At 67.6% G+C, this 24,922-nt stretch carries 16 protein-coding genes; 9 read left to right on the top strand and 7 right to left on the bottom strand.

Annotation, left to right across the window (positions count from 1 at the left end):
* The first annotated feature begins 83 nt into the window (after window positions 1-83).
* Both PVW49_RS03605 and pbpC read left to right on the top strand, forming a co-directional pair.
* Window positions 84-5,519 carry an alpha-2-macroglobulin family protein gene (locus PVW49_RS03605; protein WP_274589914.1) on the top strand — a complete coding sequence of 1,812 codons (5,436 nt, stop codon included), beginning with the start codon at window positions 84-86 and terminating at the stop codon, window positions 5,517-5,519.
* The gene (gene pbpC / locus PVW49_RS03600) at window positions 5,516-7,552 is read left to right on the top strand and encodes a penicillin-binding protein 1C (RefSeq protein ID WP_274589913.1); all 2,037 of its coding nucleotides are present in this window, start codon (window positions 5,516-5,518) and stop codon (window positions 7,550-7,552) included. The genes PVW49_RS03605 and pbpC overlap by 4 nt, the downstream gene beginning before the upstream one ends.
* A 49-nt stretch (window positions 7,553-7,601) precedes the next feature.
* Here pbpC and PVW49_RS03595 read toward each other — a convergent pair whose 3' ends face one another.
* Window positions 7,602-8,780 (bottom strand): acetyl-CoA C-acyltransferase family protein, encoded by a 1,179-nt coding sequence (locus PVW49_RS03595; RefSeq protein WP_274565713.1) that lies wholly within the window; start codon window positions 8,778-8,780, stop codon window positions 7,602-7,604.
* Between the two features lie 115 nt (window positions 8,781-8,895).
* Here PVW49_RS03595 and PVW49_RS03590 point away from each other — a divergent pair, with 115 nt between their 5' ends.
* The 4 genes from PVW49_RS03590 to tdh all read left to right on the top strand — a co-directional run bounded on the left by PVW49_RS03590 (window position 8,896) and on the right by tdh (window position 12,403).
* Entirely contained in the window at window positions 8,896-9,465 is a 570-nt protein-coding gene (locus tag PVW49_RS03590; RefSeq protein ID WP_074839519.1) for a helix-turn-helix domain-containing protein, read from the top strand.
* A 117-nt stretch (window positions 9,466-9,582) separates the two neighbouring features.
* On the top strand, window positions 9,583-10,770 hold the full coding sequence (locus PVW49_RS03585) for a glycine C-acetyltransferase (RefSeq protein WP_048533446.1): 1,188 nt from the start codon (window positions 9,583-9,585) through the stop codon (window positions 10,768-10,770).
* Complete coding sequence (locus tag PVW49_RS03580) at window positions 10,767-11,372, top strand: class I SAM-dependent methyltransferase (RefSeq protein WP_274589912.1); 606 nt, start codon at window positions 10,767-10,769, stop codon at window positions 11,370-11,372. Before PVW49_RS03585 ends, PVW49_RS03580 begins: the two co-directional genes overlap by 4 nt.
* Window positions 11,369-12,403 carry an L-threonine 3-dehydrogenase gene (tdh, locus tag PVW49_RS03575; protein ID WP_274589911.1) on the top strand — a complete coding sequence of 345 codons (1,035 nt, stop codon included), beginning with the start codon at window positions 11,369-11,371 and terminating at the stop codon, window positions 12,401-12,403. The genes PVW49_RS03580 and tdh overlap by 4 nt, the downstream gene beginning before the upstream one ends.
* Before the next feature lie 124 nt (window positions 12,404-12,527).
* On the opposite strand, the gene PVW49_RS03570 is transcribed toward tdh, so the two are convergent.
* From PVW49_RS03570 to secA, 6 genes are all read right to left on the bottom strand, one after another.
* Window positions 12,528-14,873 carry an aldehyde dehydrogenase family protein gene (locus tag PVW49_RS03570; protein WP_274589910.1) on the bottom strand — a complete coding sequence of 782 codons (2,346 nt, stop codon included), beginning with the start codon at window positions 14,871-14,873 and terminating at the stop codon, window positions 12,528-12,530.
* On the bottom strand, window positions 14,870-15,169 hold the full coding sequence (locus tag PVW49_RS03565) for a hypothetical protein (RefSeq protein WP_048533443.1): 300 nt from the start codon (window positions 15,167-15,169) through the stop codon (window positions 14,870-14,872). The genes PVW49_RS03570 and PVW49_RS03565 overlap by 4 nt, the downstream gene beginning before the upstream one ends.
* Before the next feature lie 4 nt (window positions 15,170-15,173).
* The gene (gene deoC / locus PVW49_RS03560) at window positions 15,174-16,169 is read right to left on the bottom strand and encodes a deoxyribose-phosphate aldolase (RefSeq protein WP_048533442.1); all 996 of its coding nucleotides are present in this window, start codon (window positions 16,167-16,169) and stop codon (window positions 15,174-15,176) included.
* 159 nt (window positions 16,170-16,328) lie between these two features.
* Window positions 16,329-17,894 carry a phosphate ABC transporter substrate-binding/OmpA family protein gene (locus PVW49_RS03555; RefSeq protein WP_274589909.1) on the bottom strand — a complete coding sequence of 522 codons (1,566 nt, stop codon included), beginning with the start codon at window positions 17,892-17,894 and terminating at the stop codon, window positions 16,329-16,331.
* Window positions 17,895-17,917: 23 nt separating this feature from the next.
* Complete coding sequence (locus tag PVW49_RS03550) at window positions 17,918-18,997, bottom strand: translocase (RefSeq protein ID WP_274565719.1); 1,080 nt, start codon at window positions 18,995-18,997, stop codon at window positions 17,918-17,920.
* Between the two features lie 341 nt (window positions 18,998-19,338).
* Window positions 19,339-22,053 carry a preprotein translocase subunit SecA gene (secA, locus tag PVW49_RS03545; RefSeq protein ID WP_074839507.1) on the bottom strand — a complete coding sequence of 905 codons (2,715 nt, stop codon included), beginning with the start codon at window positions 22,051-22,053 and terminating at the stop codon, window positions 19,339-19,341.
* A 172-nt stretch (window positions 22,054-22,225) separates the two neighbouring features.
* Between secA and PVW49_RS03540 the strand changes: the two genes are divergently transcribed.
* From PVW49_RS03540 to PVW49_RS03530, 3 genes are all read left to right on the top strand, one after another.
* Window positions 22,226-23,074, top strand: a complete 849-nt coding sequence (locus PVW49_RS03540; RefSeq protein ID WP_274565721.1) for a peptidylprolyl isomerase — start codon at window positions 22,226-22,228, stop codon at window positions 23,072-23,074.
* A gap of 1 nt (window position 23,075) precedes the next feature.
* Window positions 23,076-24,302, top strand: coding sequence for a bifunctional glutamate N-acetyltransferase/amino-acid acetyltransferase ArgJ (gene argJ / locus PVW49_RS03535; RefSeq protein ID WP_274589908.1), 1,227 nt, complete (start codon window positions 23,076-23,078; stop codon window positions 24,300-24,302).
* A 123-nt stretch (window positions 24,303-24,425) separates the two neighbouring features.
* A complete protein-coding gene (locus PVW49_RS03530) occupies window positions 24,426-24,827 on the top strand; it encodes a (deoxy)nucleoside triphosphate pyrophosphohydrolase (RefSeq protein WP_048534043.1) in 402 nt (133 codons plus the stop codon).
* Window positions 24,828-24,922 lie beyond the last annotated feature (95 nt).

The following is a 24,922-nucleotide window of genomic DNA, read 5'->3' as shown; positions in this document are numbered from 1 at the left end:
CAGCATTGACGCCAGGGCGGGAATCGTTGCCAGGTCGGGCCGGCACATGAGACACTGGTGGCATTTAGCCCGGAGGTCTTTTCATGCGCCGCTTTCTCTTTGCTCTGTCGCTTGTAACCCTTGCCGTGCCGGCGCTGGCCGAGGATATCCTGCCTGACCGGCGTGTGGTCGTATCGCGCGACATCGATTTCTTCGGCTCCGATCTTCAGGCGCTTTTCGATACCTCGCTGGAGGCCTGCCAGCGGATTTGCCTGTCCGACAACGCCTGCGCCGCCTTTACCTTCAACAGCCGCTCCAACGCCTGTTTCCCCAAGACCTCGGTAAGCGAGCGGCAGGCCTATGAAGGGGCGATTTCCGCCATTGTGGTGCCGACCGATCCCGAGGTTATGGCGCGGGCCGAACCGCGCGCGGGCGATCTGGCCTTTCTGCCGAGAGCCGATCTCGATGCGGCGCTGGCGCAGGCCGAGGGCCTGGGCCAGAGGCACATGGGCGGCAAGTGGACGGTCGAGGTGCTGCTGACCGCCGCCCGCGAGAAAGAGGCCGAAGGCGATCTCGGCAATGCGCTGCACTGGACCGGCGCGGCACTGGCGCAGAGCGATGCCGCCGATCTCTGGGTCGAATATGCCCGCCTGGCGCTGGCCATTGGCGCGGCCGCGGACCGCAGTTCGGAGCAGCGGCAGCTGGCCGACAGCGCGGTGGCGGCCGGCGTCAACGGCTATCTGCGCGCGCCGGCCGAGGCGGGCCGCGTCGCGGCGCTGCTGGTGCTGGCCGAGGCGCTGGAAGCGGCCGGGCGCGGGAAAGAGATGGTGCCGACATTGCGGCTGGCCGAGGCCCTGCTGCCGCGCGCCGACGTGGTGGCCGCGCTGGATGATGCGATTGGAAAATACGGCTTTCGCGTCACCGATCACCGGGTCGAAAGCGACCGCGCCGAGCCGCGCATCTGCGCCGCCTTTTCCGAAGATCTGCTGCGCGCGGGGCTGGATTACACGCCATATGTCCGGCTGCCCGATCCCGGCCTCGTGGTCAGCGCCACCGAGCGGGAAATCTGTGTCGGCGGCGTGGCGCATGGCACGCGCTATGCGATCACCCTGCGCGCCGGGCTTCCGGCCGCGTCCGGCGAACGGCTGACCAGAGATGTGACCCTCACGCAATATATCCGCGACCGCGCGCCGGCCGTCACCTTCAAGGGCCGGGCCTATGTGCTGCCACGGTCGCAGGATGCCGGGCTGCCGATCGAGACGGTCAATCTCTCCGAGGTCGATCTCACGCTGCGACGGGTGTCGGACCGCAACCTCCTGCGCGCCATCCAGGACAGCTATTTCGGCGCGCCCATGGGCTATTACACCGAGCGGCGGTTCGAGCGGGAGGTGGGCGAAACCATCTGGCAGGGCACCGGCGAGGTCGACCAGCAGCTCAATCGCGATGTGACCACCCGCTTGCCGATGGGCGCGGTGCTGGCCGATCAGCCGCCGGGGATCTATGCGCTTACCGCGCGGGTGCCGGGCGAGGATGAATATTCCGACAATTCGGCGACGCAATGGTTCGTGCTCTCCGATCTGGGGCTGGCAAGCCTGTCCGGCACCGACGGGCTGCATGTCTTCATTCGCGGTCTCGGCGATGCGCGCGCGCGCGACGGCGTGGCGGTGCAGCTGGTTTCCCAGGCCAACCGGGTGCTGGCCGAAGCCCGGACCGACGCGGCCGGTCATGTGCGCTTCGACCCCGGGCTGACCCGCGGCACCCAGGGCGCCGCCCCGGCGCTGCTGGTGGCCAAGACCGCCGACGACATCGCCTTTCTGTCGCTGACGGATCCGGCCTTCGATCTCTCGGACCGCGGCGTCGAAGGGCGTGCTCCGGCCGGCCCGGTCGATGTCTTTCTGGCCACCGACCGGGGCGCCTATCGCGCCGGCGAGGTGATCCATGCCACCGCGCTGGCACGCGATGCCCGGGCCCGGGCCATCGAGGGCCTGCCGCTGGTGGCGGTGCTGACCCGTCCTGACGGAGTGGAATACGCCCGCCACCTGTCGCAGGCCCCCCGGGCCGGCGGCCATGTCTTCGAGATGCCGCTGGGCACCACCGTGCCGCGCGGCACCTGGCGGATCGCGCTGCATTCCGACCCCGAAGCGCCCGCCCTGGCGACGCGGAGCGTGCTGGTCGAGGATTTCCTGCCCGAGCGGATCGATTTCGACCTCTCGCTGCCGGAAGGCCGGGTCACCCTGGCCGACAGCCCGGAGCTGACCATCGATGCGCGCTATCTCTTTGGCGCGCCGGGGGCCGATCTGCCGGCCGAGATCCGGGTGCGGCTTTCGCGCGCCGAGGCCATCGACGGCTGGGAGGGCTACCGCTTTGGCCGGCATGATGTGGCGTTCGATCCGCGCACGCGCTACCTCGAGGGCGATCTGCGCACCGATGCGGCGGGGCGGCTGACCACGCCGCTGAACTTTCCCGAGATCGACGGCGCGGCGGCCGACCTGCCGATGCAGGCGCAGGTCGTCGTCTCCCTCTCCGAAGGCTCCGGCCGGCCGGTGGAACGCCGGCTGACCCGCGCCTTGGCCGCCGCCGGCCCGGTGATCGGCATCAAGCCGCAATTCGACGGTGTGGTGCAGGAGGGCGGCGAGGCGCGATTCCGGCTGATCGGGCTGGATGCCCGGGGCCAACCTGCCGCGCTGCCGGTGAAATGGACGCTGAACCGGGTGCGCACGCGCTATGAATGGTATCGCCTGCACGGCGAATGGAACTGGGAGCCGGTGGTCACCCGCACCGAGGCCGCCAGCGGCGAGGTCACGCTGGGCGCCACCCCGGTCGAGATCGGTGCGGATGTCGACTGGGGCAATTACGAGCTCGTGGTCGAACGCCAGGGCGGCGACGGCTATGTCGCCGCCTCGACCGATTTCTGGGCCGGCTGGTATGCGCCCGCCGATGCCACCGAAACGCCGGATATGCTGGAGCTGTCGCTCGACAAGCCGGCCTATCGCCCGGGCGAGACGGCCACCCTGCGGCTGGTGCCGCGGTATGCCGGCACGGCGCTGATTACCGTGATGTCGCACCGGGTGATCGACATGCAGAGCGTCGCGGTCAGCGAGGGCGAGAACACCGTCGCCCTGCCGGTGACCGACGACTGGGGCGCCGGTGCCTATGTCACGGCCACGGTGATCCGGCCGATGGATGCCCCCTCCGGGCAGGCCCCGGCCCGGGCGCTCGGCCTGGCCCATGCGGGCATCGATCCCGGCGCGCGGGCACTCGATGTCTCGCTGATCACCGGCGAGACCTCGGCGCCACGCGGGCCGCTGAGGGCACAGGTGCAGGTCGATGGCATCGCCGAGGGCGAAACCGCCTATGTGACCGTTGCCGCGACCGACCTGGGCATTCTCAACATCACCGGGTTCCAAAGCCCCGATCCGCAAGGCCATTACTTCGGTCAGCGCAAGCTCGGCGTCGAGATGCGCGACCTCTACGGCCGGCTGATCAACGGGCTCGACGGCGCCATGGGGCGAGTCCGCTCCGGCGGCGATGCCGGCGAGGCCGGCCGCTATGACAGCCCGCCGCCGACAGAAGAGCTGGTGGCGCTGTTCTCCGGGCCGGTGCAGGTCGGGCCCGAAGGCCGGGCCGAGCTGACCTTTGACATCCCCGAGTTCAACGGCACCGTCCGGCTGGCTGCCATGGCCTGGTCGCCCACCGGGGTGGGGCAGGCCGAACGCGATGTGCTGGTGCGCGACCCGGTGGTGGTCAGTGCCAGCCTGCCGCGCTTCCTGGCCCCCGGTGACAGCAGCCGGATGCTGCTGGAAATCACCCACGCCGAGGGGCCGGCCGGGCGGATCGACCTCGCGGTCACCGGTGCGGGTCTCGGCCTCGACACCGGGGCCATTCCCGAAAGCCTGATGCTGGGCGAACAGGCCAAGGCGCGGGTTGTCGTGCCATTCACCGCGCAGGCCGCGGGTGACCACGCGATCACCGTCGCGCTGACCACCCCGGCGGGGCAGGTGCTGCGCAAGCGGTTGACCGTGGCGGTGCGCAACAACGATCCCGAGATCTCGGAAACCCGCCGCTTCAGCCTGGCCCCCGGCGAGACTTTCAGCTTTGACGACAATGTCTTTGCCGGGCTGCGCCCGCGCGGCGCCTCGGCGCTGGTCTCCGCCGGGCCGCTGGCGCGGTTCGATGCGCCGCGCATGCTCGCCGCGCTCGACCGCTATCCCTATGGCTGCACCGAACAGATCACCAGCCAGGCGATGCCGTTGCTTTACATGTCCTCGGTGGCCGAGGCGATGGGCCTGACCGAAACGACCCGCATTCAGACGCGCATCGATTCGACCGTTGCCCGCATCCTGACGCGGCAGGCGCCGAATGGCGCCTTCGGTCTCTGGCAGGCCGAGTCGGGCGATTTCTGGCTCGACGCCTATGTCACCGATTTCCTGAGCCGCGCGCGGGCGCAGGGGTTTGCCGTGCCCGATCAGGCCTTTCGCCAGGCGATGGACAATCTGGGCAACCGGGTGAACTACGCCCCCGATTTCGACACCGGGGGCGAGGATATCGCCTATGCGCTGATGGTGCTGGCACGCGAAGGCGGCGCGGCAATGGGCTACCTGCGCTATTACGCCGATGTGAAAGGCCGCGATTTCGCCACGCCGCTGGCCGCCGCGCAATTGGGCGCGGCGCTGGCGATGTATGGTGATCAGACCCGCGCCGATGCCATGTTCCGCATCGCAATGGACAAGCTGGCCCCGCCCTCCGAAGCCGAGCCGCCGCTCTACCGGGCCGATTATGGCACCGGGTTGCGCGATGCGGCGGGGCTGTTGTCGCTGGCGGTGGCCGCCGGCTCTTCGGCGGTGGATCGCGCCGCGCTGGTACAGCGGATTGCGACCGCCCGGCCGGAGCTTTCGACCCAGGAGCAGGCCTGGTCGCTGCTGGCCGCCCATGCCATGGTGACCGAGCCCGCGGTCTCCGGCATCCTGCTGGACGGCGAGCCGGTCACCGGCCCGCTGGTGCGCCGGTTCGACGGCGGTGCGGCGCCACGCAGCATCACCAACGGCGGCGATCAGTCCACCGATGTCACCCTTACCACCTTTGGCACCCCTGCCGGTGCGGTCGCGGCGGGCGGTTACGGCTACCGGCTCGAGCGGCGCTATTTCACCATGGAGGGCGCGCCGGTCACCGGGCCGGTGGCCATGGGCACGCGGCTGGTGACGGTGCTGCGGGTGATCCCGGCGGAAGAGACCGGCGCGCGGCTGATGATCGACGACCCGCTGCCGGCGGGCTTCGAGATCGACAATCCGAACCTGTTGCGCTCGGGCGACATTCGCGCCCTCGACTGGCTCGATCCGGTTCCCGCGCGACATGCCGAATTCCGGGCCGACCGCTTTCTTGCGGCGGTCGAACATGACGGCGCGCAGGCCTTCGAGCTGGCCTATGTCGTCCGCGCCATCTCGCCCGGCGATTTCCACCATCCGGCGGCGGTGGTCGAGGACATGTACCGCCCGCAATACCGTGCGCGCACGGCATCCGGGCGGCTGACGGTGACGGAATGAGGCGCTTCGGCCTCTTTGCGCTGGTGCTGCTGCTCTGGGGCGGGGCCGCTGCGCGGGACGGTTTCGAAGATTGGGTGGCCGCCACCGTGCTGCCGCCGGTGCTGGCCGAGACCTCGGTCGAGGTCCGCGACCGCGACGGGCGGCTGCTGCGCGGCTATACGGTCGAGGACGGGCGCTGGCGGTTTTCGGTGACCCTGGACCAGATCGATCCGAAACTGGTCGCCATGCTGATCGCCTATGAGGACAAGCGGTTCTGGCGGCATCCCGGCGTCGATGTCAGGGCGGTGGCCCGCGCTGTCTGGCAGGCGCTGAGCCATGGCAGGGTGGCCTCGGGGGGCTCGACCCTGACGATGCAGGTGGCCCGGCTGCTGGAAGATAGCGGCACCGGCGCGCTTTCGGGCAAGCTGCGCCAGGCGCGACTGGCGCTGGCGCTGGAGCGGCGGCTGACCAAGCGCGAGATCCTGACGCTCTATTTCACCCATGCGCCCTATGGCGGCAACCTCGAGGGGGTCCGCGCCGCGACGCTGGGCTATTTCGGCAAGGAACCGCGCCGGCTGACCCCGGCCGAGGCCGCGCTGCTGGTGGCACTGCCGCAAAGCCCCGAAGGCCGCCGCCCCGACAAACGCCCGGCCCGCGCGCTGGCGGCGCGCGACCGGGTGCTGGCGCGGATGCGGCGCTTTGCGGTGATCGACGCCGAGACCGCAGCGGCCGCCCGGCGCGAGCCGGTGCCGGCCGCACGCCGCGATTTCCCGGTGCTGGCGGCGCATCTGGCCGACCGCGCGCGCGAGGCCGCGCCCTTTGCCCCGGTGCATGAACTGACGGTGGACCGCGCCGTGCAGGCGCGGCTCGAGGCGCTGGCGGCGCGGGCGGTGCAGGGCAAGGGCGATCACCTCTCCATCGCGCTGGTGGTGGCCGATCACGCGACCGGCGAGGTGCTGGCTTCGGTTGGCTCGGCCGGGCTGGGCGCGGCCGAGACGCGCGACGGCTTTGTCGACATGACCCGCGCCCTGCGCTCGCCCGGCTCGACGCTGAAACCGCTGGTCTATGCGCTGGCCTTCGATCGCGGGCTGGCTCATCCGCAAACGCTGATAGACGACAGCCCGGTGCGCTTCGGGCCTTACGTGCCGCAGAATTTCGACGGTCGGTTTCGTGGCGAGGTGACGGTGGCGCGCGCCTTGCAGATGTCGCTCAACATCCCGGTTGTCCGCATCACCGAAGCCTTGGGCCCGGCGCATCTGATGGCTGCCCTGCGCCGCTCCGGCGCGGAACCGGCCTTGCAAGGTGGACAGCCGGGGCTGGCCATTGCGCTGGGCGGGCTCGGGCTGACGCTGGAGGATCTGGTGCAGCTTTACGCGGCACTGGCGCGGGGCGGGTCGGCGCGGCCTCTGCATTGGCGCCAGGGCGCCGCCGCTGCGCCGGGAGCGGATGTCACCGGCGCGGTCGCGGCCTGGCAGGTGGGGCAAATCCTGTCGGAGATCGCGCCGCCTCCCGGCGCGCCGCGTGACTGGCTGGCATACAAGACCGGCACCTCGTATGGCCACCGCGACGCCTGGGCGCTGGGCTATGACGGGCGGCATGTGGCGGGCGTCTGGCTGGGCCGGCCCGATGGCACGCCGGTGCCCGGTGCCTTTGGCGGCGAGATCGCGGCGCCGGTGCTGTTCGAAGCCTTCCAGCTCTTGAAGCCCGCGCCGGCCGATCTGCCGCCGCCGCCGGCGGCGACGCTGTTGGTCCGCAATGCCGATCTGCCGCAGCCGCTGCGGCGCTTTCGCGCCCGCGACGGGCAGTATCGCAGCGGCGCAAGTCGGCTGGAGCTGGCCTATCCGCCCGATGGCGCGGTCCTGGGCGGGGCGGAGGTGACGATCAAGCTGCGCCACGGTACGCCGCCCTTTACCCTGCTGGTGGATGGCGCGCCGCGCGTCACCGCCACGCGCGACCGGGTGCTGCCGGTGATGCTGCCCTCGGCCGGATTCTCGCGCCTGTCGGTGATCGACGGGGCGGGGTCCTCGGTGGCGGCGACGGTGCGGCGGCCGTAGCGAGGTGTCGCCAGGGGGAGGGCGGGGGTTTCCCCCGCCGGTCCCCGCTTCAGACGCGTTCGATGGCGAGCGCGATGCCCTGGCCGCCGCCGATGCACATGGTGATCAGCGCGGTCTTGCCGCCGGTCCGCTCCAGCTCGTAGAGCGCCTTGACCACCAGGATCGCCCCGGTCGCCCCCACCGGATGGCCCAGCGCGATGGCGCCACCATTGGGGTTCACCTTGGCGGCATCGAGCCCAAGCTCGTTGTTCACCGCCAGTGCCTGGGCGGCAAAAGCCTCGTTCGATTCGATCACGTCAAAGGCGTCGAGCGTGAGGCCGGTGCGCTCCAGCAGGTTGCGCACCGCCGGCACCGGGCCAATGCCCATGACTTCGGGCCGCACCCCGGCATGGGCATATCCCAGGACCCGGGCCTTGGGGCGCAGCCCGGCCTTTTCGGCCGCCGCGCTCCGCGCCAGAACCACTGCCGCCGCGCCGTCGTTGATGCCCGAGGCGTTGCCCGCAGTGACGCTGCCATCCTTCTGGAACACTGCGCGCAGCCCGGCCAAGGCCTCGGCGGTGGTGCTCTTGGGGTGTTCGTCCACTTCAAAGGCCACCATGTCGCGTTTGACCCGCACCTCGACCGGGGCGATCTGCTCGGCAAAGCGGCCTTCGGCGATGGCCCGGGCGGCCCGCTGCTGGCTTTCCAGCGCAAAGGCGTCCTGATCCTCGCGGCTGATCTGGTGCTCGGCGGCAACGTTTTCCGCCGTCACCCCCATGTGGCCGGTGCCGAAGGGGCAATGCAGGGCACCGAGCATCATGTCGAGCGTGCGGATATCGCCCATTTTCTGGCCGAAACGCTGCGACGGGTTGATGAAAGGCGACCGGCTCATGCTCTCGGCGCCGCCGGCAACGGCGAAATCGGCATCGCCCAGCATCAAGGATTGCGTGGCCGAGGCCACCGCCTGGGCGCCCGAGCCGCATAGCCGGTTGACGTTCATCGCCGGGGTGGTCTCGGGGATACCGGCCTCGATGGCGGCGGCGCGGCTGAGGTACATGTCGCGCGGCTCGGTGTTGATGACATGGCCAAAGACCACGTTGCCGATCTGGCCGGGCTCGACCCCGGCGCGCGCCATCGCCGCCTTGGTGACCTGGGTGGCTAGGGCGATGGGCGGGGTGGCGGCCAGCGCGCCGCCGAAGGTGCCGATGGCGGTGCGGGCGCCGCCGAGAATGACGATATCTTCAGACATGTGCTTTCCTCTCTCCGATTCTGGCCGGAGTATGTCGGCCGCCGCCGCCGCTGTCAGCAGAACGTCGGGTCACTGCCCGCTTGAACTGCCACAGGTTTCGCCCCACTATTCCGCCATGACGGATACATCAGACGATATTCTGGCGCTGCTGCCGGCACGGCTCAAGGAGGCCCGCCGGGCGCAGGGCCTGTCGCTCGACGCGGTGTCGAAGCTTTCGGGCGTGTCGCGGTCGATGGTGAGCCAGATCGAACGCGGCGAAAGCTCGCCCACCATCGCCACCCTGTGGAACCTGACCCGCGCGCTCCAGGTGGATTTTGCCGGGCTGCTGGAAGAAGAGGCGCAGGCCAACCGCATCGAGGTGCTGCGCGCAGACCAGATCCCGACAATCGACAATATGGGCGCGGGCTGTCGCATCCGCATCCTCTCGCCGCCCGAGGAGGCCGGGCGAAACGAGCTTTACGAGCTGCGCTTTGACGAGGGCGGCCGGCTTGACAGCCAGCCGCACAAACGTGGCACGGTCGAGATCCTGAGCGTGATCAGCGGCACGGTCGAGATCACCTCTGACGAGGCAAGCGCGCGGCTCGCCTGCGGCGACAGCGCGCGCTACGCCGCCGATCTGCGCCATTGCATCCGTGCGGTGGATGGGGATGCCAAGGTGTTCCTGGTGGTGCAGGACAGCGGGTAGGGGGTGCAATCCTCGTCGGCGATATCCGGTATACTGGATTTATTCCGCTAATCCGAAAATCCGCTATTTCGGATTGTCGTCTGTTGTGCTAGAAGGGGTGACGAAAGGAGTCGCACCATGGCGCAGGCATTTCTGGAACATCTCACCGACACGCTGTCACAGATCGAGGCAGACGGGCTGAAAAAGGTCGAGCGGCCGATTTCCGGCCCGCAGGGTGCCAGAATGCAGGTGCAGGGCCGTGAGATGATCAATCTCTGCGCCAACAATTACCTCGGGCTGGCCGATCACCCGGCGCTGATCGAGACGGCCAAACAGGCGCTCGACAGCCACGGGTACGGCATGGCCTCGGTGCGCTTCATCTGCGGCACGCAGGAACTGCACCGTGCACTGGAGCAGAAGCTCGCCAGCTTTCTCGGCCAGGACGACGCGATCCTCTTTGCCGCCTGTTTCGATGCCAATGGCGCGGTCTTCGAGCCGCTGCTGGGGCCGGAAGACGCGGTGATCTCGGACGCGCTCAACCATGCCAGCATCATCGACGGCATCCGCCTGTGCAAGGCGCGGCGGTTCCGCTACGCCAATTCCGACATGGCGGATCTCGAGGCCAAGCTGAAAGAGGCCCGCGAGGGCGGCGCGCGGCATGTGATGATTGCCACCGATGGCGTGTTCTCGATGGATGGGTACCTGGCGAAACTGGGCGAGATTCGCGCGCTGGCCGACCGCTATGACGCGGTGCTGATGGTCGACGATTGTCACGCCACCGGCTTCATGGGCCCCGGGGGCGCCGGCACCCCGGCCCATGCCGGGGTTTCTGCCGATATCCTCACCGGCACGCTGGGCAAGGCGCTGGGCGGGGCGATCGGCGGCTATGTCGCGGCGTCGCAACCGGTGGTGGACCTGCTGCGCCAACGCGGCCGGCCATATCTCTTTTCCAACGCGCTGCCGCCGGCGGTGGTGGCCGCCGGGATCACCGCGCTCGATCTGGTGGCGCAGGGTGACGACCTGCGGGCGCGGCTGTTCGAGAACACGGCCTATTGGCGCGCCGGGCTGGAGCGGCTCGGGTTTGACCTCTTGCCCGGCGAACATCCCATCGTGCCGGTGATGCTGGGTGAGGCCCGTCTGGCGCAGGAGATGGCGGCGCGGCTGTTCGACGAGGGGGTCTATGTCTCGGGCTTCTTCTTTCCGGTGGTGCCCAAGGGGCAGGCCCGGATCCGGACACAGATGAACGCTGCGCTGACCCGCGCCGATCTGGATGAGGCGCTGGGCGCCTTCGAGCGCGCCGGCCGGGCGGTGGGGGTGCTGCCATGAGCGGATTGGCCGGAGAGGCCCTGGCGCTTTATGCCGCGCACGGGGCGGCGCTGATCGACCGCTACGACAGGGTCGACAGCGCCACGGTGCTGGCGCCGGTGATGGCGCATTTCCCCGGGCCCCCGGCGCCGGTGGCCGACATCGGTGCCGGCACCGGGCGCGATGCCGCCTGGCTGGCGGCGCTGGGCTATGCCGTGACGGCGGTGGAGCCGACCGAGACCCTGCGCAGTGCCGGCCAGGCGCAACACCCGGGGCTGAGCTGGCGCGACGCGCAGCTTCCGAAGCTGGCCGGCCTCGCGTCGCGGGGCTTTGACGTGGTGCTGCTCAACGCGGTCTGGCATCATCTTGATCCGGCGGATCGCGATGCGGCCCTGCGGCGGGTGACCGAGATCCTCCGCCCCGGCGGCCGGGCCGTCGTGGCCCTGCGACATGGCGCAGAGGGGCAGGGGGTCGCGGCCCTGGACACCGAGACGGAAGCCGCGCGGGCGGCGGCGGCCGGGTTCGAGACCCTCGACCGCATCGACACCGGCGCCAGGGCGGGTGAGCCTGCCTCGGCCGGCATCACCTGGACCTGGCTGATCCTGGAAGGAGCACGGACATGAGAAACGACATGAAAGCGCTGGTGAAGGCCGAGGCGCGCGAAGGGCTCTGGATGCAGGATGTGCCGGTGCCGGAAATCGGCCCCGACGACGTGCTGATCAAGGTGCGCAAGACCGGCATCTGCGGCACTGACGTGCATATCTGGAACTGGGACGACTGGGCGCAAAAGACGGTGCCGGTGCCGCTGGTGACCGGCCATGAATTCGCCGGCGAGATCGTCGAGATCGGCCACCGGGTGGAAGACCTGGCCATCGGCCAGCGCTGTTCCGGCGAGGGCCATCTGATCGGCAAGCATTCGCGGCAATCGCGCGCCGGCAAGTTTCATCTGGACCCGGAAACCCGCGGCATCGGCGTCAACGAGCAGGGCGCCTTTGCACAATACCTGCGGCTGCCCGCGTTTAACGTGGTGCCGCTGCCGGACGAGATCGACGACGAGATCGGCGCCATTCTCGATCCGCTGGGCAATGCGGTGCACACCGCGCTGAGCTTTGATCTGGTGGGCGAGGACGTGCTGATCACCGGCGCCGGCCCGATCGGTATCATGGCGGCGGCGGTGGCGCGCCATGTCGGTGCGCGGCATGTGGTGATCACCGATGTGAACCCCGAGCGGCTGGCGCTGGCCGAAAAGGTTGCCGATGTGGTGCCGGTGAACGTGGCCGAGCAGGATCTCAACGACGTGAAAGCGGGCCTGAAGATGAAGGAAGGCTTTGATGTGGGGCTCGAGATGTCCGGCAATCAGCGCGCCTTGGACCAGATGGTCGAGGCGCTGGTGATGGGCGGGCGGATCGCGCTCTTGGGCATTCCGCCGGGCAAATCGCCGGTCGACTGGAGCCGCATCGTCTTCAAGGCGATCACCATCAAGGGGGTCTATGGCCGCGAGATCTTTGAAACCTGGTACAAAATGATCGCCATGCTGGAGAACGGGCTCGACGTGCGCGGGGTGATCACCCATCGCTTCAAGGCGGCAGAGTTCCAGGAGGGGTTTGCCGCCATGCGCTCTGGCAACTCCGGCAAGGTCGTGCTGGAGTGGTAGGGGCCGGAGCGCCCGGGCAGGTGGGTTGCAAACCCACCCTACCGCCCGTTCATCAGCCCCGCCATGCGCTGAGGGGTAGGGTGGGTTTGCAACCCACCCTCACGCCCCACACCCGCGCCGGACTTCACGCGCCGTAGGGCACCCAGATGTTCTTGACTTCGGTCGCCGCATCGAGAAACGCCCGGCCTTCGCCCTCGGCGCCGAACCAATCGCGCTTGCGGCCGTTGTTGACCCAGGTGCGCTTGAGGTTCGCCGCCGCGCCCCGCTCGATCGCGCCCGAAAGATCGCTGGAGGAGAAGCTCCAGACCGCATCGACATCCATGTGATCGGCCAGCGTCTTGGCCAGCTCGCCATGGCTGCCGGTGAGGATATTGACTACCCCGCCGGGCACATCCGATGTCTCGAGGATCTGGTAGAAATCGGTGGCCGCCAGCGGAAAGGCCTCGGAGGCCACCATCACCGTGCGGTTGCCCATCGCCATCGCCGGCCCGATCACCGAGACCAGCCCCAGAAGCGGCTGCGCATCGTCGCAGAGCGCGCCGATCACGCCCACGGGCTCGCGCATGGCGAGCGCCACGGCGCGGATCGGCACATTGTGCACCTGACCGTCGAACTTGTCGGCCCAGGCGCCGTAGGTAAAGAGCCGGCTGATCGCCGCCTGCACCTCCCTGGCGCCATCCTTGCGCCCGGTCAGCGCCTCGATCCGGTTGGCAAATTCATCCGCCCGGGCCGAGAGGTTCTCGGCGATGTAATAGAGGATCTGCGCCCTGAGATGGCCGGTCGTCGCCCCCCAGGAGGCCGCGCCCTTGGCGGCCTCGACGGCGTTCCTGACATCCTTGCGATTGGCCAGGCTGACATGCCCCAAGAGCGCGCCCTCGGGGCCATGGACGCCGCGCGAATAGCCGCCGTCGGGCCGCGCCTGCTTGCCGCCGACATAGAGCTTGGCGGTGCGGTCGAGCGGATCGCTGGGGCCGGCGTCGCTCTTGAAGGCGATGACCTCTTCCAGCTTGTCCGCTTTGCCGCCCGGCCGGGTATAGGCGCTCATGCCTTCCCAGCCACCTTCGCGGCCGAAACCGCTCTCGCGCACGCCGCCAAAGCCGGCGGCGGCGTCGAACATGTTGGTGCCGTTGATCCAGACCACTCCGGCGGCCAGCTTGGGCGCGATGTCGAGCGCGACATTGATGTTCTCGCTCCACAGCGTCGCGGCCAGGCCATAGCGGGTGTTGTTGGCGATCTGCACCGCCTCTTCCGGGGTGCGGAAGGTGGTGCCGACAAGCACCGGGCCGAAGATCTCGTCCTGCATCAGCGCGTCGGACGGGTGCAGCCCGGTGATCAAGGTCGGCGGATAGAAACAGCCCTCTGACGGCAGCTCGACATTGGCGCGATAGATTTCGCCCGAGGTGTTGCTGTCGACCATCTTCGAGATGGTCTGCAATTGCACCGGATCGACGATGGCGCCGACGTCGATGCATTTGTCGAGCGGGTTGCCCATGCGCAGCTTGTCCATCCGCGCGCGCAGCCGGCTGTGGAAGGTCTCGGCGATGCCCTCCTGCACGATCAGCCGCGAGCCGGCGCAGCAGACCTGGCCCTGGTTGAACCAGATCGCATCCACCAGCCCCTCGATGGCGCTGTCGATATCGGCATCCTCAAAGACGATGTAAGGCGACTTGCCGCCCAGTTCGAGCGTCAGCGCCTTGCCCGATCCGGCGGTCGCGGTGCGGATCGCACGGCCCACCGGGGTCGAGCCGGTAAAGGCCACCTTGTCGATGCCGGGGTGGCTGACGAGGGCTTCACCGACCTCGCCATCGCCGGTGACAATGTTGACCACGCCGCGGGGCAGGCCGGCCTGGGTGCAGATGTCGGCAAACAGAAGGGCGGTCAACGAGGTGTATTCGGCGGGTTTCAGTACCACGGTATTGCCCGCCGCCAGCGCCGGGGCGATCTTCCACGCCAGCATCAGGAGCGGGAAGTTCCACGGGATGATCTGGCCGCAGACACCATGCGCTTCGCGGCCCGGAAGCTCGGCCGCCATCAGCTGCGCCATGCCGGCGTGATAGTAGAAATGCCGCTGCGCCAGGGGAATGTCGATGTCGCGGCTCTCGCGGATCGGCTTGCCGTTGTCCAGCGTCTCGAGCACCGCGAAGAGCCGGGAATGTTTCTGCAACAGCCGCGCAATGGCATAGAGATAGCGCGCCCGCCCGTGGCCCCCGAGACCGGCCCAGCCCGGCTGGGCGGCGCGGGCGGCGGCGACGGCGTCGTCGATCTCCGAGGGGATCGCCTGGGTCAGATCGGCCAGGGTTTCGCCATTGGCAGGGTTTCTGGAGTGGAACTCGCCGCGCGCCGCGGTCCAGTCGCCGTTGATGTACATGCCGAAGCGGCTGCCCTGATCGACAATCCAGGCCAGAGCATCGCCGGCGCTTTCGGGGGCGGGGCCGTAATCCATGGTGTCGAAGATCTCTTTCACGGTCATTGCGGCGTTCCTTTCAGAACAGAATAGAGGGTGTAGCCCAGCCAGAGAAACGCCAGCGCCCAGATCGCCCGCTGCACCCAGCGGGTGCGGTGGTGCAGGGCGGCATAACGGCGCAGACCCTCGGGCAGCTCGCCTTCGGAGGGCGGTGTAAACAGCGGCTCGGGCCCCAGCAGGCGCTGCATGCGGGTCGGCAGGTCGCGCACGGCCCGCCGGATGCGGCCCCGGCGCCACTGCGCGCTGCCCATGACAAGCAGGGCAAAGAAGGCGAAGGCCGCGGTTTGCGGGGACAGCTGCATGGGGTCAGCCGATCGCATGCCGGTGGCTGGCCGAATAGCGGCCGGTGACATGGTGTTCGAGCTGGCGTTCGATATCGCCCAGCAGCGACGAGGCGCCAAAGCGGAACAGGTCGGGCTGCAACCAGCGGTCGCCCAGTTCGTCCTTCATCAGCGCCAGGTAGGTCAACGAATCCTTGGCCTTGGAAATCCCGCCGGCCGGCTTGTAGCCGACCCGCACGCCGGTGCGCTGGTGATAGTCGCGGATCGCGCGGATCATCACCAGCGAGACCGGCAGGGTGGCGTTGACGCTTTCCTTGCCGGTCGAGGTCTTGATGAAATCGGCGCCGGCCATCATGCAGACCAGCGAGGCGCGGGCGACGTTCTTGAGCGTGCCAAGCTCGCCGGTGGCCAGGATCGCCTTGACGTGGGCTTCGCCACAGGCGGCGCGAAAGGCCCGCATCTCGTCATAAAGCGCCTGCCAGTTGCCTTGCAGCACATGGCGACGGGAGATCACGATATCGATCTCGCGCGCGCCGGCCTCGACGCTGGCATGAATTTCGGCGACCCGGAGGTTGAACGGCGACAGCCCGGCCGGAAAGCCGGTGGAGACGGCGGCAACCGGGATATTGCTGCCCTCGAGCGCGCGCACGGCGGTGGGCACCATGTCGTGATAGACACAGACCGCGCCGGTGGTCAGCCCCTCCATCCCCAGCTCCTGAAGGATATCGGCGCGCACCGGCTGGCGCGCCTTGGCGCAGAGCCGGCGAACCCGGCCTTCGGTGTCGTCGCCGGACAGCGTCGTCAGATCGATGCAGGAAATCGCCCGGCACAGCCAGGCGGCCTGATGGTCCTTTTTCACGCTCCGGCGGCCCGGCAGGGTGGCCGCGCGCCGCTCGATCGCCGAGCGGTTGGCATGAACGCCCAGCACCCAGTCGAGATCCAGCGCCATGCCGGGGTTTCTCGGCTCGAAGGTCTGGGGCAGATGCGTGGTGTCGTCTTTGGCTTTGGTCTTGGTGGCCATGGGCCGTGCCTCCGGTCGCTTTCGGGAAACCGTGCCATGGGCGGCGTCAGGCGGCAAGAGGTCCCTTGGCGGCAAGGCGGGGCCAGCGGAGGCGCGCGGTACGGGGCCGGGACAGGGGCGGGCGTTTGACTGCCGTACCGGAAGTGCGCCAGGCGCGGCTCAGCGCACCCAGACCTCGACCCGGCGGTTGGCCTGCCGGCCCCAGGCGGTCTCGTCGCAGGCCAGGGGCAGTGCCTCGCCAAAGGCCGCGATGTCGACATGCACGCGCTCGAGATTGGCGGTTTCCGCCGCGGACACCACCGCATCGCGTACCGCCTCGGCCCGGCGCGTGGCGATGGCGCGGTTGGTCGATGCCGCGCCCTGGCCGTCGGAGAATCCGACGAAGAGCACCGAGCGGGTGTCGTATTTTCCGGCCTCCAGCGCGCGCGCCAGCTGTTGCACGTTCGACAGAGACTGCGCGTCCAGCAGGGTCGAGCCGGCCCGGAAGCGGAAAGAGGTGGAAAGCCGGTGCCGGGTGCCCAGCGTGCCGACCAGCCGCTTCAGCTCGTCCAGCGAGGTTTCTTCGCCGGCGGCGGTGATCGCATTGGCGAAACGGTCGCCCTGGGCGTTGATCGCCACCTCCTCGGGGGCCTGATCGACAAAACCGGCGCGGCGAATGACGATCTGCGCCGGGTCGGAGCGGGTGAAGGTGAGGAAATCGCGCGCCAGCTTGGGCAGGCGGCGGGCCGGGAGATAGAGGAACATCGGCGCCGTCAGCGGATAATCCTCGGTCTTGATCGCCAGCCGCGAGGCGCGGAGCTGAAAGCCGCAGCGCCCGGTCAGCACCACCGGCTTGGCATTGCCGATCTCGGAATGACTGGTGATGCCGATGGCCAGCACGTCGCCTGCCACCGCCTCGGCCAGCTCGGTGTTGTCGGCATGGCGTTCGACCCCGGCCGCAAGATCGGCGCGGGCCGGCGCCATCAACTTGTCCTGCACCGATTGCGCCAGGCCCGAGGTCTCTTGCGGCAGATGCAGCACCACTGGCGCATCGGGTCCGCCCATTTGCAGCCAGTTCGAGATTTCGCCGCTGAAGAGCCGCGCCAGTTGCGCCGGGCTGATCGCATTGAGCGGGTTCCGCGGCGAAACGATCGGCACCATGGCATCAAGCGCCAGCACGCGCGAGCGGTTCGGGCCGGTCAGATCGCCCAGCCCGGCCTCGCGCGCCGCGCGCACCTCGGAGGGCCGGACTTCGCGCAGCGACATGACGATATCGCTGTCATCGGCCAGAAGATCGGCAAAGCCCTCGTCGGTGTTGGTGGTGTGAAACCGGAACAGGCCTTTCTCGACCCCGGTCTCGCGGTCGCGCAGGGCATAGTCGAAACGGTTCTCACCCACCTCGCTGCGGCTGGCTAGAAGCCCGTTGCGCAGCGCGAAGGCCTCGATCAATGCCGGCATCAGCACCCGGCCCATGGTGGCCGAGCCGGAGACCCGCATCTCGGCCACGAAGGCCTCGAGATTGGGGCAGCCCGGACCGGCGCAATTCACGCCCGAGGCATCGACGGTGATCTCGCCATAGACGGTGTCGAGGCGATAGAACTCCCCGTCGAAGCCCTTGAGCGTGCCTTCGATCTCGACCGCGCCATCAAGCGAAGTGAGCACCACATCCTGGGCCAGCGCCGGCGACGGCAGGGCCGCCGCAAAAAGGAATAGTGCGGCGCAGAACGCCGCACACAACTTGTACATTCAGGCCAGGCCTTTTGTCGCGTTCAGTTGGCGGCGACTTTCAGGTCTTCAAAGAGATTTTTCAACACCAGAAAGTCTCCGTTGGCATCGCAGGCCGGCATATCGAGCGTCACATCTCGGCTGCGCAGGGTTTCGCCGGGCTTGAGTTGCAGGGTCTGGGCCGCGATCTGCCTGCCGCAATTGGCCGCCGTCACTTCCGCCTCGACCGAAAGCCCGATGCGCCCGGCGCTGTCCGAGGTCAGCGTGGGGAAGGTGTAGACTTCGGCCATCAGCGCATCGGCGCCGGCATTCTCGCCAAAGCGGGTGAGGAAACCGGAGCTGCCGCTGGCCGCCGCGCTCATGTCGCCGGGGCTGGCGGAATACACGTGACCCTCACCGAAATAGGTGGCGTCGAATTCCAGCGCATGAAGGCCAAGTCCGGCATCACCGCGCCATTGGGCCACCACGCGGTCATAGAATTCCAGCGTCGGCACTTCGATCTGAGCCACCGCGCCTTGGGAATTGTCGAAGGAAGCGATAAAGACGGCATTTTCGGCCAGCGCCGGGACGCGCAGGCTGCTCCGGCCGTTTTCATCGGTGAGCGCATGAAACATCATGCCACTGTGATGCAGGGTAAACCGGGCGTCGGACAGGCAGGCCGCCTCGACGATCAGATCGACCATTGCCGCCGGTGCCGGATCGGCGGTCATTGTCACCTCGCAGGGGAGGACCGGCGTGTTCAGGGCCGCGCCGCCGGGCGCGATCTCCAGCGCCGCCGGGTCAAGCGGCTCCGGCACGGCGGTGTCCTGAAGCGCGGCCAGAGCGGTGACGCCCCGGCCCGGCTCGGTTTCGGTGGCCGGAACGGCGACCGAATCGCGCGGCAGGGGGGGCAGCGGCCGGTCCACCGGCAGGACGCCGGCCGAGGTCGGGGTGATGGCGCTGAGATCGGCGCTTTCCACAAGCGTGTTGGGCAATTCGGCGGTCTGCACATCGGGCCGCTTTGCATCCTGGAGCGAAGAGGCCGGGTGGGTGCCGAAATTCTGAAGCACGAAGCCGACCGAGAAGATGATCACGCCGCTGCCGAAGGCGAGCGTCGATTTGGTCAGCGGGATACGCCGTGGCATGGCGAATTTTCTCTTGGTCTTGGCGGCGCCCTTGGCCGCCGGTGCCGCGGCCCCTGACCCGGATGCCCCGCGCCTGATCGATCGTTTGGCCTTCATCTCTGCCTCCTTGCCCGGAACCGGGCTTTTCCTAGGCTCAGATATCGCTGGGGAAGGCGGCGGAGATGGGGCGGGCTAGCGGAGTCTTTTTGGCCCTCTGCCCGAGATTGTCCGCATTTGCGACACAATTCAGGGTGGTGTCCAGGCATTGTCCTGCCCGGTCCGGCGGGCGTCCGACAACGAAAAAGGCCGGGCGTCGGGCCCGGCCTTTGATCCTCTGGCAGCCTCTCGGCGTTCTGGTGCGTTTACACGCGGCCGTGGCAATGTTTGAATTTCTTGCCCGATCCGCAGGGGCAGAGCTCGTTGCGGCCGGTGTTGGCCCAGGTCTCGGGCTTGCTTTCGTCAAAGCCCGGCGCGGCGCCTTCCGCCGTTTGCTGCGGCGGAGCGTTTTCCCCCACAGGTTGCGCCTGTTCGGTCAGCTTCTTCTGCGCCGCCTGCTGCTCCTGGATCTGGCGCATCAAAGCGGCCTGCTCCTCTTCGGTCATCGGGCGAATCTGCGACAGCTTCTCGCTGACGTCCTCGCGCAGGCTCTCGAGCATCGATTCGAAGAGCTGGAAGGCCTCGTTCTTGTACTCGTTGAGCGGGTCGCGCTGGGCATAGCCGCGGAAGGCCACCACCGAACGCAGGTGCTCGAGCGTCAGCAGGTGCTCGCGCCACTTGGCATCGATGGTCTGAAGCAGAATCTGCTTTTCGATGTTGCGCATGGTCTCGGGGCCAAAGGCGCTGGCCTTCTGGGCCATGTATTTGTCGCTCTCGTCCTCGAGACGTTCGCGCACGACCTCCTGATCGACGCCCTCTTCCTCGGCCCAGTCACGGATCGGCAGGTCGAGGCCAAGATACTTGATCACCGCGCCCTGAAGACCCTCGGCATCCCATTGATCGGCATAGGATTTCGGCGGCAGATATTGATCGACCAGCTCGTCGATCACCTCATGGCGCATATCCTGGACGATTTCGGACAGATCCTCGGCTTCCATGATCTCGCGCCGCTGGCTGAAGATCACCTTCCGCTGATCGTTCATCACGTCGTCGAACTTCAGCAATTGTTTCCGAATGTCGAAGTTGCGGCCCTCGACCTTGGCCTGAGCGCGTTCCAGCGACTTGTTGACCCAAGGGTGCTCGATCGCTTCGCCTTCCTTCATGCCCAGCGTGTTGAGCACCTTGTCGAGCCGTTCGGAGCCGAAAATGCGCATCAGGTCATCGTCGAGCGACAGGAAGAACGAGGACCGCCCCGGGTCGCCCTGACGGCCCGAGCGGCCGCGCAGCTGGTTGTCGATCCGGCGGCTCTCGTGGCGTTCGGTGGCCAGCACGTAGAGCCCGCCGGCCTTTTTGACTGCCTCTTCGTCGGCGGCATGTTCCGCCTCGATCCGTTTGCGGATCTCCTCGGGGTCGCTGTCGGGGGCGGCGGCGATGGCTTCCATGATCTGAAAGTCGACGTTGCCGCCCAGTTTGATGTCGGTGCCGCGGCCGGCCATGTTGGTGGCGATGGTCACCGCACCCAGCTTGCCGGCATCGGCGACAATCTGTGCCTCCTGCTCGTGCTGGCGCGCGTTCAGGACGTTATGCGGCAGCTTGGCCTGGGTCAGCGCCTGGCTGAGCATTTCGGATTTCTCGATCGAGGTGGTGCCGACAAGCACCGGTTGGCCCTTGTCATGCGCCTTCTGGATCTCGTCGATGATCGCCTTGTACTTCTCGTCGTTGGTGCGGAACACCTTGTCATCGTCGTCGATCCGCTCGATCGGCTTGTTGGTCGGCACTTCGACCACGCCCAGCCCGTAGATCTCCTGGAATTCCTCGGCCTCGGTTGCCGCGGTGCCGGTCATTCCGCCCAGCTTGTCATACAGGCGGAAGTAGTTCTGGAAGGTGACCGAGGCCAGCGTCACGTTCTCGGGCTTGATCTCGCAGCCTTCCTTGGCCTCGATCGCCTGGTGCAGCCCGTCGGACAGGCGCCGGCCGGCCATCATCCGCCCGGTGAATTCGTCGATCAGGACAACCTCGTTGTCGCGGACGATATAATCCTTGTCCTTGAGGAACAGCTTGTGCGCCCGCAGGCCCTGGTTGACGTGGTGCACCACGGTGGTGCTTTCGGGGTCGTAAAGCGATTGGCCCTCGGGCAGCAGATCATGCGCCCGCAGCTGCGCTTCGAGAAATTCGTTGCCGTCGTCGGTAAAGGTGACGTTGCGGGTTTTCTCATCGAGCGTGTAGTGATCTTCCTGCAAATGCGGGATCAGCTTGTCGATGGTCTGGTAGAGATCCGAGCGGTCCTCGGCTGGGCCGGAGATGATCAGTGGCGTCCGCGCCTCATCGATCAGGATGCTGTCGACCTCGTCGACGATCGCGAAGTTGTGGCCGCGCTGGAACATGTCCTTGAGCTCGGATTTCATGTTGTCGCGCAGATAGTCGAAACCCAGCTCGTTGTTCGTCGCATAGGTGATGTCGCAATTGTAGGCGTCGTGCTTTTCCTGCTCGGATTGCCAGGGATAGACCACGCCGGTGGTCAGCCCCAGGGCGCCGTAGACCTTGCTCATCCACTCGGCGTCGCGTTTCGCCAGGTAGTCGTTGACCGTGACGATATGCACGCCCTTGCCGGTCAGCGCGTTCAGATAGGCCGGGAAGGTGGCGACAAGCGTCTTGCCCTCGCCGGTCTTCATCTCGGCGATATTGCCCTGGTGCAGGAAGATCCCGCCCATCAGCTGCACGTCGAAGGCGCGCAGGCCCAGCGCCCGCTTGGCGGCCTCGCGGCAGTTGGCAAAGGCTTCCGGCAGAATCGCGTCCAGGCTCTCGCCGCCCTTGGCGCGGTCGGCCAGCGCCTTGGTCTTGTCCTTCAACCCTTCGTCGCTGAGCGCTTCGAACTCGGTTTCCAGGGCATTGATCTGTTCGACCAGCGGGCGCGTCGCCTTGATCTTTCGGTCGTTCGGTGTTCCGAACACCGATCTGGCGATTTTTCCAAAGCCCAGCATACTCTCTCCGTCGAATAATGCGCACATCTTTGTGTCCGCGCCTTGCCCGTCCGCATCGCAACCCATATGCCTTTCGGGAACGGGGCGCCCAACGGGACAAAAGCGATGTAAGGGTCGCCCCTACCAGTGTCAACGCCGCCCTCGTGCGCGGCAATGAATGAAGGAACACTTGATGTTGAAAAGCGTGAAAACCGCCGCTCTCATGGCCTTTCTGGCCGTCCCCGCCCTGGCTGAACAGCATGAGCAGGTGGATGTGAACGAGGTTGTGGCCACGGTCAACGGAACCGAGATCACCCTCGGCCACATGATCATGATCCGCGCTTCGCTGCCCGATCAGCTGCGTCAACTGCCCGACGACGTGCTCTGGGACGGCATCATGGACCAGCTGATCCAGCAGACCCTGCTGGTGCAAGCCGGCCCCGACGAGGTGTCGCAACGTGTGGCACTGTCGCTCGACAACGAAGAGCGCGCCCTGCGCGCCGCCGAGCAGGCGCAGTCGGCGATGGATGAGGCGGTGACCGAAGCGGCGCTGACCGACGCCTATGCCGAGGCTTACGAAGGCGAGAATCGCGGCATGGAATTCAATGCCTCGCATATCCTCGTCGAGACCGAGGAAAAGGCCGCGGCCCTGGCCGAACGCGCCCGCGAGGGCGAGGATTTCGCCGAGCTGGCCAAGGAAAACTCGACCGGTCCCTCCGGCCCCAATGGCGGCGAGCTGGGCTGGTTCGGTGCCGGCATGATGGTTGCCGAATTCGAGGCGGCGGTGCAGGAGCTGGGCGAAGGCGAGATCTCCGATCCGGTGCAGACCCAGTTCGGCTGGCACGTGATCAAGCTCAATGAGACCCGCGTCGCCGAAGCGCCCGAGATGGAGGAGGTCCGCCCCGAGCTGGAACAGGCGGTTCGCAATGCGGCGCTCGAAGGCGTGCTTGGCGAGCTGACCGAATCGGCCGAGATCACCCGCACCGACAAGGCCGATGTCGACACCTCGGTCCTGCAAAACATCGATCTGATCGGACAATAACATGGCCAAACCCCTGCCTGTTTCGCCTCTGGCGCCCGCGCAATTCCCCGAGATGCCGGTGATCGAGGGTGTCACCTTTGCCTCGGTCGAGGCGGGGGTGCGCTATGCGGGCCGCAAGGACGTGATGCTGGCGCTGCTCGCTCCGGGCAGCGCCGTGGCAGGGGTCTTCACCCGGTCGGCAACCCGCTCGGCGCCGGTGCTCGACTGCCAGAAGAAACTCGGCGGCGCCGGGGACGAGGCCGCGGCGATCCTGGTCAACGCCGGCAATTCCAACGCCTTCACCGGCAAGCGTGGCGATGCTTCGGTCGCGGCGATCACCGAGGCCGTGGCCCGCGCCGCCGGGCTGCCGCAGGATCGGGTCTTCACCTCCTCCACCGGGGTGATCGGCGAACCTCTGCCGCATGACCGGATCATCGACGTGATCGACCAGCTGATCGCGGGCCAGGACGCGGGCGCCATCAACGACGCCGCCCGTGCCATCATGACCACCGACACCTATCCCAAGGGCGCTGCCCGCAGCCTCGAGATCGACGGCAGGACGGTGCAGATCGCCGGTATCGCCAAGGGCTCGGGCATGATCGCGCCGGACATGGCAACGATGCTGGTCTATATCTTTACCGATGCCGCCTGCGCCCAACCCAAGTTGCAGGCGATGCTTGCTGATCTCACCGACCTGACCTTCAACTGCATCACCGTCGACAGCGACACCTCGACCTCGGATACCCTGCTGCTGGCCGCCACCGGCGCCTCTGGCGTCGACGTCGCCGACAATGCGGCGTTCGAAGAGGCGCTGTTCGAGGTGATGATGGATCTCGCCCATCAGGTGGTCCGCGACGGCGAAGGCGCCACCAAGTTCGTCCAGATCGACGTCACCGGCGCCGCCAGCGATGCCGAAGCGCATACCCATGCCATGGCAATCGCCAATTCGCCGCTGGTCAAGACCGCCATCGCCGGCGAAGACCCGAACTGGGGCCGCGTGGTCATGGCGATCGGCAAGAGCGGAGCCCAGGCCGACCGCGACCATATCACCATCCGTTTCGGTGACACGCTGGTGGCCGAAAACGGCTGGGTGCATCCCGACTATCAGGAGGCCGACGCCGCCGCCCACATGAAAGGCGACCACATCGCCATCGCGGTCGATCTTGGCATCGGCGATGGCAAGAAACGCGTCTGGACCTGCGATCTGACCCACGGCTACATCGACATCAACGCCGATTACCGCTCCTGAGGACCGTGAACACCCGGTGCCGGGCCGAATAATCCGGCCCACCGGCAACCCGGCGGCGGGGTATTGCACTCCGCCGATCCCTGGGCCAAATCCGCCCCATCTTTCCGCAGCCACACCGATGCCATGACCAAAGTGATCCTTGTCTCCGCCGTTGCCCTGATCGACCGTGACGGCCGCGTTCTGCTGGCCCAGCGGCCCGAGGGCAAGAGCATGGCCGGCCTCTGGGAATTTCCCGGCGGCAAGGTCGAACCGCGCGAGACACCGGAAGCGGCGCTGATCCGGGAGTTGCAGGAAGAGCTGGGCATCGACACCTGGGCCTCCTGTCTGGCGCCGCTGACCTTCGCCAGCCACGCCTACGAGAATTTCCATCTGCTGATGCCGCTCTTTGCCTGCCGCAAATGGCAGGGGGTGCCGCAGGCGCAAGAGGGCCAGACCCTGGCCTGGGTCAAGCCCAACCGGCTGCGCGATTACCCGATGCCGCCCGCCGATATCCCGCTGATCCCGATCCTGCGCGACTGGCTCTGAGCCGCAGACACCGGCGCCGGGGCTTCGCCTTCCAATTCCCAAGCAATTCCCAAGCACAAAAAAGGGGACAGATCGCTCTGTCCCCTGTGTCGATT

It is taken from the genome of Marinovum sp. PR37 (assembly GCF_028807375.1).
GTDB lineage: Bacteria > Pseudomonadota > Alphaproteobacteria > Rhodobacterales > Rhodobacteraceae > Marinovum > Marinovum algicola.
Note: the sequence above shows the minus strand (reverse complement) of the source record. Positions and strands in the feature narration are given on the sequence as shown.

Coding starts and splice junctions, on each gene's coding strand:
- deoC (WP_048533442.1), bottom strand. CDS start 16,169: ATGGCCACCAAGACCAAAGCCAAAGACGACACCACGCATCTGCCCCAG.
- tdh (WP_274589911.1), top strand. CDS start 11,369: ATGAGAAACGACATGAAAGCGCTGGTGAAGGCCGAGGCGCGCGAAGGG.
- PVW49_RS03555 (WP_274589909.1), bottom strand. CDS start 17,894: ATGTACAAGTTGTGTGCGGCGTTCTGCGCCGCACTATTCCTTTTTGCG.
- PVW49_RS03595 (WP_274565713.1), bottom strand. CDS start 8,780: ATGTCTGAAGATATCGTCATTCTCGGCGGCGCCCGCACCGCCATCGGC.
- PVW49_RS03530 (WP_048534043.1), top strand. CDS start 24,426: ATGACCAAAGTGATCCTTGTCTCCGCCGTTGCCCTGATCGACCGTGAC.
- PVW49_RS03565 (WP_048533443.1), bottom strand. CDS start 15,169: ATGCAGCTGTCCCCGCAAACCGCGGCCTTCGCCTTCTTTGCCCTGCTT.
- PVW49_RS03590 (WP_074839519.1), top strand. CDS start 8,896: ATGACGGATACATCAGACGATATTCTGGCGCTGCTGCCGGCACGGCTC.
- PVW49_RS03580 (WP_274589912.1), top strand. CDS start 10,767: ATGAGCGGATTGGCCGGAGAGGCCCTGGCGCTTTATGCCGCGCACGGG.
- PVW49_RS03570 (WP_274589910.1), bottom strand. CDS start 14,873: ATGACCGTGAAAGAGATCTTCGACACCATGGATTACGGCCCCGCCCCC.
- secA (WP_074839507.1), bottom strand. CDS start 22,053: ATGCTGGGCTTTGGAAAAATCGCCAGATCGGTGTTCGGAACACCGAAC.
- PVW49_RS03550 (WP_274565719.1), bottom strand. CDS start 18,997: ATGCCACGGCGTATCCCGCTGACCAAATCGACGCTCGCCTTCGGCAGC.
- PVW49_RS03585 (WP_048533446.1), top strand. CDS start 9,583: ATGGCGCAGGCATTTCTGGAACATCTCACCGACACGCTGTCACAGATC.
- argJ (WP_274589908.1), top strand. CDS start 23,076: ATGGCCAAACCCCTGCCTGTTTCGCCTCTGGCGCCCGCGCAATTCCCC.
- pbpC (WP_274589913.1), top strand. CDS start 5,516: ATGAGGCGCTTCGGCCTCTTTGCGCTGGTGCTGCTGCTCTGGGGCGGG.
- PVW49_RS03605 (WP_274589914.1), top strand. CDS start 84: ATGCGCCGCTTTCTCTTTGCTCTGTCGCTTGTAACCCTTGCCGTGCCG.
- PVW49_RS03540 (WP_274565721.1), top strand. CDS start 22,226: ATGTTGAAAAGCGTGAAAACCGCCGCTCTCATGGCCTTTCTGGCCGTC.